This is a genomic window from Sphingobacterium bovistauri (assembly GCF_020295405.1).
GTDB lineage: Bacteria > Bacteroidota > Bacteroidia > Sphingobacteriales > Sphingobacteriaceae > Sphingobacterium > Sphingobacterium bovistauri.
On sequence record NZ_JADEYP010000037.1, the window covers coordinates 12456 to 27786 of the forward strand.

General features: G+C 34.5%; 15 protein-coding genes. 4 read left to right on the forward strand and 11 right to left on the reverse strand.

The genetic code is table 11. The annotated features are described in order from the left end of the window. Positions 1–118: 118 nt before the first annotated feature. The 7 genes from IPZ78_RS15505 to IPZ78_RS15535 all read right to left on the reverse strand — a co-directional run bounded on the left by IPZ78_RS15505 (position 119) and on the right by IPZ78_RS15535 (position 7262). Positions 119–652 carry an OmpH family outer membrane protein gene (locus tag IPZ78_RS15505; protein ID WP_225554900.1) on the reverse strand — a complete coding sequence of 178 codons (534 nt, stop codon included), beginning with the start codon at positions 650–652 and terminating at the stop codon, positions 119–121. An 81-nt stretch (positions 653–733) separates the two neighbouring features. Next, a complete protein-coding gene (locus tag IPZ78_RS15510; RefSeq protein ID WP_225554901.1) occupies positions 734–1273 on the reverse strand; it encodes an OmpH family outer membrane protein in 540 nt (179 codons plus the stop codon). Positions 1274–1329: 56 nt separating this feature from the next. Continuing rightward, positions 1330–3906, reverse strand: coding sequence for an outer membrane protein assembly factor BamA (gene bamA / locus IPZ78_RS15515; protein ID WP_225554902.1), 2577 nt, complete (start codon positions 3904–3906; stop codon positions 1330–1332). Between the two features lie 90 nt (positions 3907–3996). After that, a complete protein-coding gene (locus IPZ78_RS15520; RefSeq protein ID WP_225554903.1) occupies positions 3997–4734 on the reverse strand; it encodes an isoprenyl transferase in 738 nt (245 codons plus the stop codon). A gap of 3 nt (positions 4735–4737) precedes the next feature. Then, positions 4738–5595, reverse strand: coding sequence for a type IX secretion system protein PorG (porG, locus tag IPZ78_RS15525; RefSeq protein WP_225554904.1), 858 nt, complete (start codon positions 5593–5595; stop codon positions 4738–4740). Between the two features lie 71 nt (positions 5596–5666). Beyond that, positions 5667–6581, reverse strand: coding sequence for an NAD kinase (locus IPZ78_RS15530; protein WP_225554905.1), 915 nt, complete (start codon positions 6579–6581; stop codon positions 5667–5669). A 21-nt stretch (positions 6582–6602) separates the two neighbouring features. After that, positions 6603–7262 (reverse strand): CBS domain-containing protein, encoded by a 660-nt coding sequence (locus IPZ78_RS15535; protein ID WP_225554906.1) that lies wholly within the window; start codon positions 7260–7262, stop codon positions 6603–6605. A gap of 178 nt (positions 7263–7440) precedes the next feature. On the opposite strand from IPZ78_RS15535, the gene IPZ78_RS15540 reads away from it, so the two are divergent. Together IPZ78_RS15540 and IPZ78_RS15545 are read left to right on the forward strand one after the other, a co-directional pair. Further along, the gene (locus IPZ78_RS15540; RefSeq protein ID WP_225554907.1) at positions 7441–8268 is read left to right on the forward strand and encodes a 1-acyl-sn-glycerol-3-phosphate acyltransferase; all 828 of its coding nucleotides are present in this window, start codon (positions 7441–7443) and stop codon (positions 8266–8268) included. A gap of 4 nt (positions 8269–8272) precedes the next feature. Beyond that, entirely contained in the window at positions 8273–9223 is a 951-nt protein-coding gene (locus IPZ78_RS15545; RefSeq protein WP_225554908.1) for a GNAT family N-acetyltransferase, read from the forward strand. 37 nt (positions 9224–9260) lie between these two features. On the opposite strand, the gene IPZ78_RS15550 is transcribed toward IPZ78_RS15545, so the two are convergent. From IPZ78_RS15550 to IPZ78_RS15565, 4 genes are all read right to left on the reverse strand, one after another. Further along, positions 9261–9899 (reverse strand): hypothetical protein, encoded by a 639-nt coding sequence (locus IPZ78_RS15550; protein ID WP_225554909.1) that lies wholly within the window; start codon positions 9897–9899, stop codon positions 9261–9263. Between the two features lie 13 nt (positions 9900–9912). After that, the gene (gene lpxB / locus IPZ78_RS15555; protein ID WP_225554910.1) at positions 9913–11028 is read right to left on the reverse strand and encodes a lipid-A-disaccharide synthase; all 1116 of its coding nucleotides are present in this window, start codon (positions 11026–11028) and stop codon (positions 9913–9915) included. A 155-nt stretch (positions 11029–11183) separates the two neighbouring features. After that, the gene (locus IPZ78_RS15560) at positions 11184–12398 is read right to left on the reverse strand and encodes a porin (protein ID WP_225554911.1); all 1215 of its coding nucleotides are present in this window, start codon (positions 12396–12398) and stop codon (positions 11184–11186) included. A 192-nt stretch (positions 12399–12590) separates the two neighbouring features. Then, the gene (locus IPZ78_RS15565; protein ID WP_225554912.1) at positions 12591–12761 is read right to left on the reverse strand and encodes a hypothetical protein; all 171 of its coding nucleotides are present in this window, start codon (positions 12759–12761) and stop codon (positions 12591–12593) included. A 602-nt stretch (positions 12762–13363) separates the two neighbouring features. Between IPZ78_RS15565 and IPZ78_RS15570 the strand changes: the two genes are divergently transcribed. Both IPZ78_RS15570 and argG read left to right on the forward strand, forming a co-directional pair. Next, on the forward strand, positions 13364–14071 hold the full coding sequence (locus tag IPZ78_RS15570) for a GNAT family N-acetyltransferase (protein ID WP_225554913.1): 708 nt from the start codon (positions 13364–13366) through the stop codon (positions 14069–14071). Between the two features lie 71 nt (positions 14072–14142). Further along, positions 14143–15330, forward strand: coding sequence for an argininosuccinate synthase (argG, locus tag IPZ78_RS15575; protein WP_225554914.1), 1188 nt, complete (start codon positions 14143–14145; stop codon positions 15328–15330). The last annotated feature ends 1 nt before the right edge of the window (position 15331 follow it).

The following is a 15331-nucleotide window of genomic DNA, read 5'->3' on the forward strand; positions in this document are numbered from 1 at the left end:
ATAATCTATTTAATATTATGCGTGCATAATATAATATTTAATGAAATAAAAATAGCCATCCACAAAAAAAGGTGACTTTAATTTGAAGTCACCTTTTTTTGTGGATATAAATATGTCTCTATTTAATGCCTAATTTAGTTTTTACGTCTGCTGATACATCATCACCACCACCGTAATATACAGCAGCTCCAGAACCTGTATCAAAAATATAAGCGTAGCCCTTTTCTTTCGCAACAACGTTGATAGCATTCATTACTTTCGTTTGAATAGGAGCCATCAATTCTTGTTGTTTTTTAGCTACTTCTTCTTGTGCTACCTTTTGAACTTCTTGCACACGAGCTTGCATTTGTTGATATTCTTGACCAATTGTTTGCAATTTAGTTTGTGTTTCTGCTTTGTTAGCTTCACTTTGGTTCAACATCAAATCGTTAGCTTCTTTTTCTTTCTTTTGAAGTTCAGACACCATTCCTTCAATTTCTTTTTGCTTTGTTTCGCCTAGAGTTTTCAATGTTGCTGTTGCAGTTTTGAATTCTGCAGTTTGTTGAAATATTTCGTCAGCGTTGATATGTCCAATTTTTTGTTGCGCATTTGCAACAGAAGTTGCTGCAAAAAGACCCATTACGATTACTGCTCCTTTTAATAAATTTTTCATTCTTTTCATTTTAATCTCAATAATTACAAATGTAATTTTTCTGTACAAATTCTATGTTAATTAATCAGTTTATTTTACAAATTATTTATTTTGTTGTAATGCTGTGTTTGGTTTGTATCCTAATTTCGTGATTACATCATTACTTTTGTCCAATGTAGGATTAGCATACAAAAAGGTTAATTCATTTCCTCTATCCACGATAAAATCAAATCCCTGCGCTTTAGCAAAGTCTTGAATGGTTTTTGATACTTTGTCTTGAATTGGTTTGAAAAGTCTTGTTTTTTCATTTTCCAACTCACCACCATAGCTAAATTTCTGATGTTGTAAATCTTTAACTTGTTTTTCTTTGTTTACGATTTCATCTTCTCTACGTCTACGCATATCTTCACTTAATAAAGAGTGGTCATTTTGATAGGCCTTATACAGTTTTTCAATTTCTGCATATTGCGTGTCAATTTGATCCTGCCATTTTTTAGTAAGATCATCTAATTGTTTTTGTGCTGAAGTATATTCTGGAATATGCTTTAAGATATATTCAGAGTCAACATAAGCAAATCGTTGTGCAAATGTAACAGAGATGCTCAGTGTTAAAAAGGCTAAAATTGCAAAAATCTTTTTCATATACTATTAATTAACTTTTTCTATAGGACAACAATTATACTAAAAAGTTTAATTTATTAAAAACCACCCATATTTTGAATAATACTGAATGTGAAGTTTTGTCTCCAAGCATCTGTACGCATACCAGGGATAGGGTCAAATGCATGACCGTAGTCGATACCTAGCATACCAAAGATAGGTAAGAATATACGCGCACCAATACCTGCCGAACGACGCATTTTAAATGGATTCACTTCAGAGAACTTGTTCCACGTGTTACCTGCCTCCGCAAAAGCTAAGGCAAATACTGTAGCTTGGTCATTTAACAAAATCGGATGACGTAGTTCTAATTGATATTTTGCATAGATTGGACTTCCCGAATTAATAGCGATATTTTGATAACCATTACCTGTCGAAGCAGGGATAATTGTACCATTTGCATAACCTCTCATCGCTATGATTTCAGAACCTTGTAAGAAGTCGAATCCTTGCATACCATCACCACCTAATTTGAAACGCTCAAATGTAGATGTTTTTGTACGATTTGTATAGTTACCTAAATAACCGAATTGTGCCTGAGATTTCAAGATCAATTTACCAGCAATCTTTGTATACCATTGGGAATCAAATTTCCACTTGTGGTATTCAGTCCATTTGTAACGAACTGGATCTGGATCTGTATCGTAATTTATACTATTCCATGATGAATATGGCGGTGTCAATGACACAGAAAATTTAATGTTCGATCCCGAAGTAGGGTAAATAGGCGCATCAATAGAGTTACGACTAATTTCTTGTGTAAAGTTTATATTGAATGCAGTACCATCAGAGAATAAGAAATAGTTTCCGTAGTTCTGTAATTTGTAACGTTGGAAGGATAATGAGCTGTTAATTTGAAAATAGTTATCAGGCCACTGAAGACGCTTACCCAAAGAAGCTGTCACACCTGACATCCAAATACGCTGCAATTCTCTATCTGCGACCATTTGTTCTCCTGTGTAATAGTTAAATCCACCATATGAAGAGTTTGATGTATAGGCACTCAAACCAAAGTAAATCGGTTTTTTACCACCTAGCCATGGCTCCGAGAAAGAGAAACTATACGATTGGTATCGCTTACCTGAAGTCTGACCGCGGATACTTAATTTTTGACCATCACCACGAGGTAGAGGCTTCCAAGCTTCTTTTTTGAAGAAGTTACTCGTTGAGAAGTTATTGAAAGTCAATCCTAATGTACCAATAATTTGTCCTGCACCATAACCGCCAGATAATTCAACCTGATCTGAAGGTTTTTCAACTACATTAAATACCACATCTGTCGTTCCTTCATCATGATTCATTGTTGAAGAGGGGATATCTGGTGTGATTTTTTGCTCATCAAACATACCTAATTGTGAGATCTCACGTATACTACGCATGATCAATTCTCTTGAATATTTTTGACCTGGCTTGGTATAAACGGAACGTAATACAACACGGTCATTTGTTACATCATTTCCTTTTACAATCACGTTGTTTATCGTGTATTGCTTACCTTCACTAACCTGAATTTCTAAGTCTATAGTATCGTTGTATATTCTTTTAATAACAGGATTAATGTTGAATGTTAGGTATCCATCATTTTGGTATATAGCACTGATATCATCACTATTACGTGTAGGACCCATTAGTTTACTCGTTAATTTTTCCTCAGAGTATACATTACCTTTTTCGATACCTAAAATTATGTTTAATACAGAATCTGTAAATTTGGTATTGCCCGTCCAATTGATATTACCTACAAAGTATTTTGGACCTTCGTAGATTTCTAAATCTATTGCTACTTCATTATTATCAAATCTATACACCGAATCACGAAGGATTTGTGCATCGCGATATCCCTTATCTTGAAGCTTTGCAATTAATTTTTCTTTTGCTTCTTTGTATTTATCATCTTTAAATTTTCCGGGACCAAAAACTCTAAACCATTTACGCGGCTTTACGCCTTTCAAGTATTTGCTTAGTTCTTTATTGGTAAATGTTTCGTTCCCTTTGAAGTGGACGCTGTTTACTTTAATCTTTTTGTTTTTGTCAACATCAACAACAACGATTTCATTATTTGATTGTGCTGAATCCCTAATTGTTTTTATGTTAATATCAGGATACAAGAAAGATTTTTCGCGCAAGAACTTTGTAATAGTATTTTTAGTCGACTGAAGCAAGTTTTCGTTTACAATACGACCTGAATTTGCATTTAATCGCTTGTTAATTTCTTCGGTTTGTGATTTGCTCAGTCCACTGATGTCTATACGTGTAAGACGAGGACGTTCTTGTACTCTGATTTCGAAGAATATATTTTCTCCCTCTATACGTGTAGCCCAGAGTTGAACATCTTCGAATAAATTTTGAGACATCAAATCTTTAATAACATTTGATGTTGCCTCACTAGGTACTTCAATGTATTGACCCAAGGTTAATTTTGAAATAGTGATCAGCACTTCCGTATCCAAATATTGTGCACCCTTTACGGTCACACCAGCAATGACATAATTTTTTGGCTGTAAATAACTAAACTCATCGGGGTCTGAGAGGTTGATAGGACCTTGTACTTGAGCAAAGGAATTGGACCAACTGAATAATATAAATGCTAATGTCAGTATGTATAGTTGCTTCATTTAATTCTAATTATGGATGCTAAAGTACATCAATCTGTTGTTAATTTTTGTTAAAAGGATAAATTCTTCAAAAGACGCTTTAAATAGCTATTAGAGCTGTTCACTAGTCTTTCCAAATCTACGTTCTCTATTTTGAAAATCTAAAATGGCACTGAATAAATCTTCTTTGGTAAAGTCAGGCCACAGTTTTGGCGAGAACCATAATTCTGTATAGGCTAATTGCCATAACAGAAAGTTACTAATTCTTTGCTCGCCACTAGTTCGTATCATTAAATCGGGGTCAGGTGTACCCGCTGTCTGTAAATGATTCCCAATTAAGTTGTCATTAATGTCATCTATATTTAATTCACCGCTAGCAACTTTAGCTGCTATTTTTTTTGTAGTTTCAATAATTTCTGCTCTTGAACCATAACTCAATGCTAATGTTAAAACACAAGAGGAGTTATCTTTTGTTGATTCAATAGTATTTGCTAATGTAGCCTGGCAATTTGTTGGTAAACTTTCAATAGAACCAATTGCTTTAACGCGTACACCTTTTTTCTGGAATGTAGGCAATTCCTTGTTTAAGGAGTTAATCAAAAGCTCCATTAATGCTTTTACTTCCAATTTAGGTCTGTTCCAGTTTTCTGAAGAGAAAGCATATAAAGTTAGATTCTTAATACCAAGGTCAACGACCCCTTCTAGTGTCTCTCGTACTGCAGTTACTCCATTCTTATGACCGAAAACTCTTAACTTACCTAAACCTTTAGCCCATCTACCATTACCATCCATGATAATGGCAATATGTTGAGGTAGCTTATTTATATCAATTTTATCCTTTAAGCTCATTCTTTATCTTTTTATCCAGCTGTAGCAATTTGGGTCAAATATAGTATATGTTAATGTAATACCAACTGTCATATATCCATCCATATTTCTACCATCTCCACGTGATCGTCCTGCATTTGATGTCAAATTATTTGATGGGTCTGCTAAATGTTTCCAATCATTTAAATCGAACGGTCTCGGTGAATCTACAGGACCTACTGTTACTTTAGGCAAGTCAACCATGTCAGGTGTCGATGTCGCATAATATTTGCTTACATTATCCAAATAATCTGTAAATGCAATTCTATAATTTGCTTCGATACCTAAATCCCAACTGCTATTTAATTTATATTTTATGCCAATCGCTAATGGTATTGCTAAATTCCAATTTTTATATAATTCTGTATCGGTCAATGCATCATATTCCAATTGCAATGGTCTTAATTTAATTTTATTGTGTTCATAATATACATATGGATCATGTTTTAATAATGCTAATCCAGTAGATAAATATGGTGTAAACTTAGAACGATGCTTACTATTGAAATACGTCCAAAAGTTAAAGTCTAAAGCTACGGCTATTTCAGTTAATTGATTGTTGAATTTTAAATTACGTACTTGATGCAATGTGTTTTTAAAATCTAGGTCGTCACCTGAAATTAGCAAATGATTAGCACTTAGTTTCACTCCCCATGTGGGATCCAAATTGTACTTTACAAATATACCGCCACCAAAATTTTTAAGATAAAACGGATTCTCCGAATTTAGATCTCCCATATATCCAGTAGTAGCTCCATTCACTCCAATTTGGTAGCGTTGGGCATGTACTGTAGTCACGAATAGACAAGTCAGGATTAATATGGTCAATCGTAGTATATTCAATATCGATTAATTTGGTTGTAAAGATAAAATTTTTGGAATAATTGTGATGAAATTATAGTCAGAATCTCAATTTAATAATTTCTTACATCGATTCCCCAAAGTAATTTTTCACGAAGCGTGCCAAAATAACTGTCATTCTGTAATCTTATTAAGTTGATTTCAAAAGGCGCCTTACGAATAGTAATTTCTATATCGGTGGATAGTGTTTCACTTTTTGAATCACAAGACAAAATAAAGTTATCAGTTCTACTTTCGATTTTGAGCTTCAGCGTCATGTCTGCCGAAACGACAATGGGGCGTACATTCAAATTGTGTGGTGAAATAGGTGTAATCACAAAATTACCACTACCTGGCATAATGATTGGCCCCCCGCAGCTTAAAGAATATGCTGTTGATCCTGTAGGTGTGGCGATAATTAAACCATCTGCCCAGTAGGAATTGAGTAATTCATCATTGATCCACGCATTGACAGTAATCATTGAAGAAGAGTCAAAGCGGAAGACCGTAATATCATTTAAGGCAAAATTGTCAGATCCAAACAATTCTTTATGCTCGCTTTCTACACTTAAAAGTGTTCTTTTTTGAATAGTATATTGATTCTCCAAAATTTTGGACAATGCCGATTCAATGTTTTCTTTAGGAATGTTGGCCAAAAATCCTAGGCGTCCAAAATTAATTCCTGCTATTGGAATACCTGAATCACGAATTACTGATACTGCAGCCAACATAGTGCCATCACCACCAAGACTCAATAAAAAATCAATGTCTTTTGGTAAATCGTGATGTGCGTCAAAAGTCTGTAAATCTTTAGGGCAACTGCTATTCTGTAATAAGAAATCATAAAACTCGCTATATATAACGACTTCAATATTTTTACTTTTCAAATATTTGAAAAGTGTTTCAATGAATGGTGTAATAGATGTATTAAATACTCTTCCAAATATGGCAATCTTTTGATGTTGCATTTTAGCAAGTTTGATATTCATCACAAAGGTGCAAAGAATTGCTTATAAATCTAAATAATTCATCAAAAGGTCATACCTGTCTTGAATATCAGATTGTGCACCTCCATCTCGGAAAGTTGCTTTCACAACATAATCATTACGCCATAGCGAAGAGATTACAGCTGATATATTTGTTTTATTGACCTTAATTGTCATTTCCAGTTTGGTGCTATCTGGTATTTGATGTACAGCAGTGCTTAGAATGGCTGTGTTTTCTGCTTCTATAATACGTGCAATATGGGATAGTGCGTTGTCGCGCATACCTAATTCCAATACGATGATTGCTCCATCATCTTTTCCTAATGTGCTATTTAAGGCTACAAGGAGATCTTGCTTAGTCAAGACACCTTGATATTCATGGTTTTTATTTAGAATAGGAATAAAACAATAGTCAAAAGCCACCATGCTTTGTAGAGCGTCATAAATGTGTTGGTAGTCAAACAAGTAGACTGTTTTGAAAAGAATTTTGATAGATTCAATTGAATCATCTGGATTGAATTGATCCAAAAGGACATCTTCAGTAATTATTCCATAGTATATATTTCCATTCACTACGGCTAATTGTTTGAGGTGGTTATCCGACATTTTATTGAGTGCGAACTCAATACTATCGGATAGTAAAACCTCGTGGTAATCCGTTGATATGTATTGTCCTATGAACATGATTGTGCTTTAATAAGTTAAACTTTATATATTGCAAATCGTTTAATAAATATTCGAAAAAAAACGAGTAAAAGCAAATTAAACGGAATAAATATTGTAAATTATATCCATATTCAAGCATTATTTTTTATTTTTACGCGTCAAGATTTGTTTATTAAATCTTGATGTATCGTATCATATGGCTGAAGACAAAAAGAAGTTTATACAGGTAAGGGAAGTAATACGAAAGAAAAGTCCTGGGTTGGCCAAATGGATTCCAAGTCCTCTTTTAAGTTATCTAGAGCGCACTATACATGAAGATGATATCAATGATATCATGTATCGATTCAGAGATCAAAAGGGACTTGATTTTGTGGATGCATTAATCAATGATTTGGGAGTTGATGTCGTTTTGGAAGGTGAAGAAAATATTCCTTTAGACGATAGTGTGATATTTGCATCTAATCATCCTTTGGGAGGTCTCGACGGGATTGCTTTTATGCAAGCAATTGGTCGTGTACGTAGGGATGTGAAATTTTTGGTAAATGATATCTTGATGAATGTCGTGAATCTTGAGCCATTATTTGTTGGGGTTAATAAAGTAGGAGGGCAGAATAAAACAGCGGTATCAGCTATTGAAGAGGCTTATGCTGCAGATCATGCTCTATTAGTATTTCCGGCGGGTTTAGTTTCACGTAAAATCAAAGGACAAATTGTTGATTTAGAATGGAAAAAAAGTTTTATTTCTAAAGCTAAAAAATATGAAAAGGATATTATTCCTGTGTATATTGACGGAAGAAATTCAATTTTTTTTTACAATCTTTCCAATTGGCGAAATAAGTTAGGTGTGAAATTTAATATTGAAATGCTTTATTTGGTAGATGAGTTTTTTGCACAACGTAATCAACGGGTTACAATTCGAGTTGGAAAACGAATTCCTTATAAAACATTTGATACATCAAGAAGTGAAAAACAGTGGGCTGCGGAAGTTAAGCAGTTGGTATACGATTTGAAGACGCAGAAATAATTTTATGGAAGAAATAATAGCTCCAGTTGAGAGAGATTTGATAAAAAAAGAATTGACTAAAGAAGCTTTTTTACGTTATACCAACAATGGTAATAATGAAGTGTACTTAGTCAATCACCATACAGCGCCTAATATCATGCGTGAGATAGGTCGTTTACGTGAAATTACCTTTAGGGGAGCAGGTGGTGGTACGGGATTATCAATGGATATTGATGAGAATGATACGTGCGAGCATAATTATGACCAATTGATAGCATGGAATCCTGAGGATGAAGAGATTATCGCTGGGTATCGTACAATTCGTTGTGATCAATCGGTAGATGAAGAGGGAAATATTCATTTATCTACATCTCATTATTTCGAGTTTTCAGAAGATTTTTATAAAAATTATTTGCCCTATACGATAGAGTTAGGTCGTTCGTGGGTGCAACCAAAATATCAGCCATCAATTGATAATCGTAGAGGATTATTTTCTTTGGATAATCTTTGGGATGGTTTAGGAGCATTAGTTCTTGTTAATCCAGATATTAAGTATTTATTTGGTAAGGTAACAATGTATCCACATTTCAATGCGGAGGCGCGAGATTTATTGATGTATTTTATGGAAACGTATTTCCCTGATCACAATAATTTAGTTAAACCTTTAGCACATTTGAATTTAGGTTATAAGACAGATATTTCAAAATATATTGGAGTCTTTGATGGATTGAATTATAAGGATGGATACAAAGTATTAAATAAGCATATTCGCGATTTGGGTGAGAATATTCCTCCATTAATTAATACCTATATGAATCTTTCGCCTACGATGATGACATTTGGTACAGCATTAAACGATGAATTTGGTGAAGTGGAAGAGACAGGTATTTTGATTACATTGGATGATATTTATCCTCAGAAAAAAGAACGTCATATGAGTACTTTTGAAAGAGATAGACTCTATGTCGATAGATAAAAAAAACTCGCTTCTTATTTTGGAAGCGAGTTTTTTTTTATTTTGAAGATATTGTAACCTTTCCTTCTTTTCCTATTGAGCCAGAATAAATTTGTCCTTGTGGTACACCCCTTAAGCCCGGGGCTGATCTTTTTATCTGGTCATAAATATTTCTTAAATCAGAAGTCGGAATGACACGTAATCCACCTGGGTTCACATCGGTATGAAGATAGTTTTTTCCTTTTTTATCTTCGGTTTGCGGTACTACACTTTGGGCGTTATAGACTAAATTGATATTACCAGCATCACCATTGGGATCAGTTTTCATACCATTATTTGCATCTTGTCCGCGTGCTACAATATACAATGATCCTAATTTTCCAAAATTAAAATCTAAATCAAAATTAGATGCGTTATTCTTGCCAGCGATGCCGCTGATAAATACCCTATGGCCAATCTCGGCATAACCAACAGAAATTTTAACATCTTTCTTTCCAAAAAATTGAAGAGAAGATCTGTCATTCATAATTAGTGTGTCAATATAAATGTGAGCAGATGAATCTCTGCTTGAGAAAACTTTCTTTTCTTTTTTGTTTAATATCAACTTCGATATCTTGATTTCATTAGTTTGTGCGTTTACATTACCTAAGGATATAGAAATCGAAAAGATAATTGTCATTATTGCTGTGAATTTCATAAAAACTCCTTTTTTATTTTAAACTTAAATACTCAACGATGAGTCTTGCTGTGCGTTGTGAAGCTCCTGGATTACCTAACTTCTCGGCTAAAACATCGTAATTTTCTAAGATACTTTCTCTATGTTCGGATTCCATCAATATTTTTCCGATCTCGTCTTTGATGGTCGAAGTAGTACAATCTTCTTGTATCAATTCAATAACAGACAGGTAATTGTTGATAAGGTTTACTAAGGAAATAAAATTAACTTTTATTAACTTCCTTGCTATCCATACAGATATTGGGTTTGCTTTGTATACGACAACTTGCGGAACACGCAAAATACCTGTTTCTAACGTCGCTGTACCACTAGTTACTACAGCAGCTTCTGCATTTTTCAATAGGTCATACGTTTGATCAAAAACAATAGGTATTCCTAAATCACCAATGTATCTTTCGTAGTAGGCTCTATCAAAATTAGGCGCACCAGCAATTACTAATTGATGTTTAGGAAATGAAAAACTTAATTCTACCATTTCTGGTAATATTTCCTCAATTTCCATTTTACGACTACCAGGTAGTAAGGCTATGATTGGTGCTTCTGATAGTTTGTTGTCTTCACGAAAGTTCGAGTTAAACTGATAAGAGGAGATAGCATCGAGTAGGGGATTACCAACGTAATCAACATTCATGTTAAAGCGCTTATAAAAATTTACTTCAAAAGGAAGAATACAAAACATGTGGTCAACCACTTTTTTGATTTTATGTACACGCCCTTGATTCCATGCCCAGATTTTTGGTGAAATATAATAGCATACTTTGATACCCAGCTTCTTCGCAAATGAAGCAATTTTCATGTTGAATCCAGGAAAGTCAATTAAAATAACAGTATCTGGTTTATACGTAAGGATATCTTCTTTTACTGCTTTGAGGTTTTTGGAAATTTTTTTTAGATTTTTTAAAACTTCAATGAATCCCATGAACGCCATTTGTGACGTATGTATTAGAGCTGACTCACCCGTAGCTTCTTGCATTAGATTGCCACCAACGATTCTGAAATCAGCTTGGGGGTCTTCAACTTTTAGCGCTTTGATTAAATTAGCTCCATGTAAATCACCAGAAGTTTCTCCTGCTATAATATAATATTTCATGTAATTTCCTTTTGAATCCTTAAAGATAAGTATTCTTTAAAGATGGATGCAGAATTCTGATGTATTCCATAATGTATTGGTAAAAAAAATACATAAAATCAAAAAAGGTGATCCCGATATAGAATCACCTTAAATATTAATTGTATTTTCTTAGGTTAAATACCCAATTCCACTTGGAACATTCCACCCCAAGCATTCTTTTTATTGGTATTAGAGTAGATGCCATCTTTTACTGTGTAATTGGCATTTAGTTGAAATTTCAACCGATGTGCTTTCATATACTTAGTAAGACCAAGCTCAATAACTTCAGTCTGATTTTCGAACTGCGTGATTTGTTGATGTGGTTTAACCAATGTATAACGTGCTGCAACTTCGTAGCCTTTGTTCAAAAGGTAAGATGTTTGTTGATTTATTCCCCAACCTTTATAGGCATAAGTTTGTTCTGTAGGATCTTCCTCTAATACATTCAAGGGATTGTCGACATCACGACGCATGTATTCAACTTGGTATGCAAAACCTTGATATTTGAAAATTGCATCGGCAAAACCAGTCTTTAATGAAAAAGGATTCATGACATAACGCCCCAATTGTCCCCCCTCACGGATAGTGCGATCGTTATAACTATAACCACCACCTATTGATAGTTTTGGAGTTTCTTCACGCTCTAAATCGCCTTCGGAATAATCACCGGCATTTTCAAATTCTCCCATGGGAAGGAATTCAATACGACCCGTGTATGCCAAACCATTGTCAGTAGACATAGCTGGCCTTCCTTCGCCTGTAGAAATTGCAGCCTTGGCATTGAAAGGCATATTGCCAATTTTTTTACTCAAATTGAAGGTTATACCAAAGTCACGATCCACGGTGAAATTGCTATTTACTAATGAACGATCCGAAAATTGCAATTGTCCAGAAGAATTAACACGTTGTCTATTGCCCGGTAATTTGTTTTGTCCGAATGAAATATAGAAATCATCTGAGAAATTGTAAAATAAAACGGCATCACGAACGATATTTGGAATACCTGTGTCATCAAAATCTTGATCTCCTCTTGTGAAGGCTAGTTGTACGGAATATGATATTTTGGGTGTATAAATATAGCCATCCATACGCATACGTAATCTGCGAATTCGAGCGTCAAATTTCCCGTTATCCTCATCGTCAATTACATTACTAAAACCTAAGCGGTTTTGCATACGAAATCTAAAGTTTGTATAGAATAAGGAGTCTTTAGAGGTATATTGGATTCCTTTGAAATTTAAAATGGTTGCGCGATCATCTCGTTCTTGAGCAGTTGCTAAATTTGTATTACATACTGCATATATAGCTGTTGTGGCTATGAAAAAAGAAATTTTTCTTAAAATAGTCATTTCTCAATTTAGTTTATCGATATGTTTCTAATGTTAACAAACGTACGCTAAATGTGTTTGCTAACACTAACTTAACACAAAGATATAATTACAATCTTGGAAATATTCTGATAATTGATAAACTAATGTTTTTATAATAATTACTTAACATTAATTTAATCCAACAAGGTGTGGTGTGTTTTTAAGAAACACTTATTGACCATTATTAGTTGCTTCAACAGCGTCAATTTGACGTTGTTTATAGTTCTCGATTGCGTTTTTACTAGCTTTTTGTGAAACATATAAAGCGACAATTGCGATTATAGTTACAACACTAATTCCCCAAGCGTATTTTTGTTTATCTTGTTTAACTAACCAATACATCACAAAAATGTAAGGGATTGCAAAGATGATGTAAAATATTATGCTTGGACCAACCATGATTTCTAGTATTTAAAAATGTATAATACAAAATTAGGGTATTTAGAAGTATAAACAAAGCATAGTCTTCTTATCATGTAGATATATAGATTGATGTATTATGCTTTTGGTAAAGATTATGGTAAATTTATTTTAAACATTTTAATGTTTTGAATGTCTTATTAAAAGTTTGGTAAAGTAGGTGAATCGGTGTTTGATTTTTTTGAAAAAAACTACATTATCATTGCAGAAACAAAAAAAATATTTAATACTTTTGCGCTGTCTGATTTAAGAAGATAAATATAAATTCAATGTATTGTACAAGAGAACATATGACAACACAAAAGCAAGCTTTTAATAAGCTTGTGCAGTTGCTTATTGCTTCTTTTAATAGATTGAATTGTCCTATTCTGCGATTTCGACGACCTATTCTGCCTCGAGCTTGATTTTCGGAGGCAGAGCACATTAGCTTCTTCAGAATTCGTGCAGCTCTACGAATTTTTTAAATCCATATTTATTTTATTATTTGCACATAAGTGCGTTAATTATTAGGTCGACATCTTAAGATGACAATTTCAGATTTTTTAATTATTCCTGCAACAGCTGACCATGTAGTACATGCTGAGGCTATCTGTAATGAAATGTTCGAGTCAGCAAAGGCACGTGGAACAGGTATTGCTCGACGTAAACCAGAATATGTAGCCATGAAAATGGAAGAGGGCAAGGCTGTCATAGCGTTGCATAGGGATGGACGATGGGCAGGATTCTGTTACATCGAAACTTGGTCTCATGGTGACTATGTCGCCAATTCAGGTTTAATTGTTAGCCCAGAATTTCGTAAAGTGGGATTGGCCAAAGCTATTAAGAAGCGTGTATTTGAACTTTCGCACGAAAAGTATCCTAAAGCAAAGATTTTTGGATTAACAACGGGTTTAGCTGTTATGAAAATCAATTCTGAGTTGGGGTACGAACCTGTGACCTATTCAGAGCTTACGCAAGACGAACAATTTTGGGCAGGCTGCAAAAGCTGTATCAATTATGATATTTTGGTGAGTAAAGAACGCAAAAACTGTATGTGTACAGCCATGCTTTGGGATCCGGAAGAAAAGGCTAAGGAATTGGAAGAAAGATTGAAGCGCAGAGCGGAAGCCAAAGTACGTTTGGAAAGAATCTCAAAGAAGCAATCTCTTTTGAAACGTATAGAGGCGAAACTATGGCGTTCGACAAAGAAATTTGTGACAACAGTGTTTCCAAGCCATGCAGAAACGGCATAGAATATTAATTTAGTACATTTGTAAAGCTTTAGCGATAAAGCATTTTACCGTAAAATATAGCATATTAAAGAATGAAAAAAGTAGTTTTAGCATTTAGTGGTGGTTTAGATACATCGTTTTGTTGTATTTATTTGACTAAAGATTTAGGTTTAGAAGTACACTCTGTTGTGGTAAATACAGGTGGTTTCTCTGCTGAAGAAATCAAAAATATTGAGGCTCGTGCATATGAGTTGGGCGTGAAATCACATACTACAATCGATGAGACTGAAAACTACTACCGCGAAACTATTAAATATTTGATTTTTGGTAATGTGTTGAAAAACGCAACTTACCCATTATCGGTATCCGCTGAGCGTGTTTGTCAAGCTACGGCAATTGCAAATTATGCAAAGAAGATAGGTGCAGAATCTGTTGCACACGGTTCAACTGGTGCTGGTAATGACCAGGTTCGTTTTGATATGATTTTCAACACCTTGATTCCAGGCGTAGAAATCATTACACCAATACGTGATTTGAAATTGTCTCGTGAAGCAGAAATTGAGTATTTAAGTAAACATGGTTTCCCATATAGCGCTGAGAAAGCGAAATATTCGATTAACAAAGGTCTTTGGGGTACTTCGGTAGGAGGTGCAGAAACATTGACTTCTAATCAATACTTACCAGAATCAGCTTGGCCTACGCCAGCAACTTCTACGGAACCTCAAACAATTGCGATTGATTTTGAAAAAGGCGAACCTGTAGCGTTGAATGGAGAGAAAATTGGTGCAGTAAAAGTAATTCAACAATTACAAGATTTAGCTCAACCTTACGGTATTGGTCGTGATATTCACGTGGGTGATACAATTATTGGTATCAAAGGTCGTGTCGGCTTTGAAGCAGCTGGGCCACTTATTTTGGTAAAAGCACACCATACCTTGGAGAAACATACATTGACGAAATGGCAATTGGCGTGGAAAGACCAAATCGCTGCTTTCTACGGAAACTGGATGCACGAAGGTCAAATGCATGATCCGGTAATGCGTGACATTGAAGCATTCTTGTCATCGGCACAAGAAACAGTAACAGGTCGTGTGATTGTAGAATTACACCCTTACCGTTATGTGATCGTTGGTATTGAGTCTGCGCACGATTTGATGAACAATGCATTTGGTAGCTATGGCGAAATGAACGAAGGATACACTGGAGATGACGTAAAAGGATTCTCTAAAATCTTCGGAAACCAAACTATCATTTGGCATAAAGTAAATAACAAAGGCTAAT

What these genes read in the sequence shown, in the direction of transcription:
- IPZ78_RS15505 (WP_225554900.1), bottom strand. Translation starts at nt 652, where the DNA reads ATGAAAAATTTATTAAAAGGAGCAGTAATCGTAATGGGTCTTTTTGCA.
- IPZ78_RS15510 (WP_225554901.1), bottom strand. Translation starts at nt 1,273, where the DNA reads ATGAAAAAGATTTTTGCAATTTTAGCCTTTTTAACACTGAGCATCTCT.
- bamA (WP_225554902.1), bottom strand. Translation starts at nt 3,906, where the DNA reads ATGAAGCAACTATACATACTGACATTAGCATTTATATTATTCAGTTGG.
- IPZ78_RS15520 (WP_225554903.1), bottom strand. Translation starts at nt 4,734, where the DNA reads ATGAGCTTAAAGGATAAAATTGATATAAATAAGCTACCTCAACATATT.
- IPZ78_RS15530 (WP_225554905.1), bottom strand. Translation starts at nt 6,581, where the DNA reads ATGAATATCAAACTTGCTAAAATGCAACATCAAAAGATTGCCATATTT.
- IPZ78_RS15535 (WP_225554906.1), bottom strand. Translation starts at nt 7,262, where the DNA reads ATGTTCATAGGACAATACATATCAACGGATTACCACGAGGTTTTACTA.
- IPZ78_RS15540 (WP_225554907.1), top strand. Translation starts at nt 7,441, where the DNA reads ATGGCTGAAGACAAAAAGAAGTTTATACAGGTAAGGGAAGTAATACGA.
- IPZ78_RS15545 (WP_225554908.1), top strand. Translation starts at nt 8,273, where the DNA reads ATGGAAGAAATAATAGCTCCAGTTGAGAGAGATTTGATAAAAAAAGAA.
- IPZ78_RS15550 (WP_225554909.1), bottom strand. Translation starts at nt 9,899, where the DNA reads ATGAAATTCACAGCAATAATGACAATTATCTTTTCGATTTCTATATCC.
- lpxB (WP_225554910.1), bottom strand. Translation starts at nt 11,028, where the DNA reads ATGAAATATTATATTATAGCAGGAGAAACTTCTGGTGATTTACATGGA.
- IPZ78_RS15560 (WP_225554911.1), bottom strand. Translation starts at nt 12,398, where the DNA reads ATGACTATTTTAAGAAAAATTTCTTTTTTCATAGCCACAACAGCTATA.
- IPZ78_RS15565 (WP_225554912.1), bottom strand. Translation starts at nt 12,761, where the DNA reads ATGTATTGGTTAGTTAAACAAGATAAACAAAAATACGCTTGGGGAATT.
- IPZ78_RS15570 (WP_225554913.1), top strand. Translation starts at nt 13,364, where the DNA reads ATGACAATTTCAGATTTTTTAATTATTCCTGCAACAGCTGACCATGTA.
- argG (WP_225554914.1), top strand. Translation starts at nt 14,143, where the DNA reads ATGAAAAAAGTAGTTTTAGCATTTAGTGGTGGTTTAGATACATCGTTT.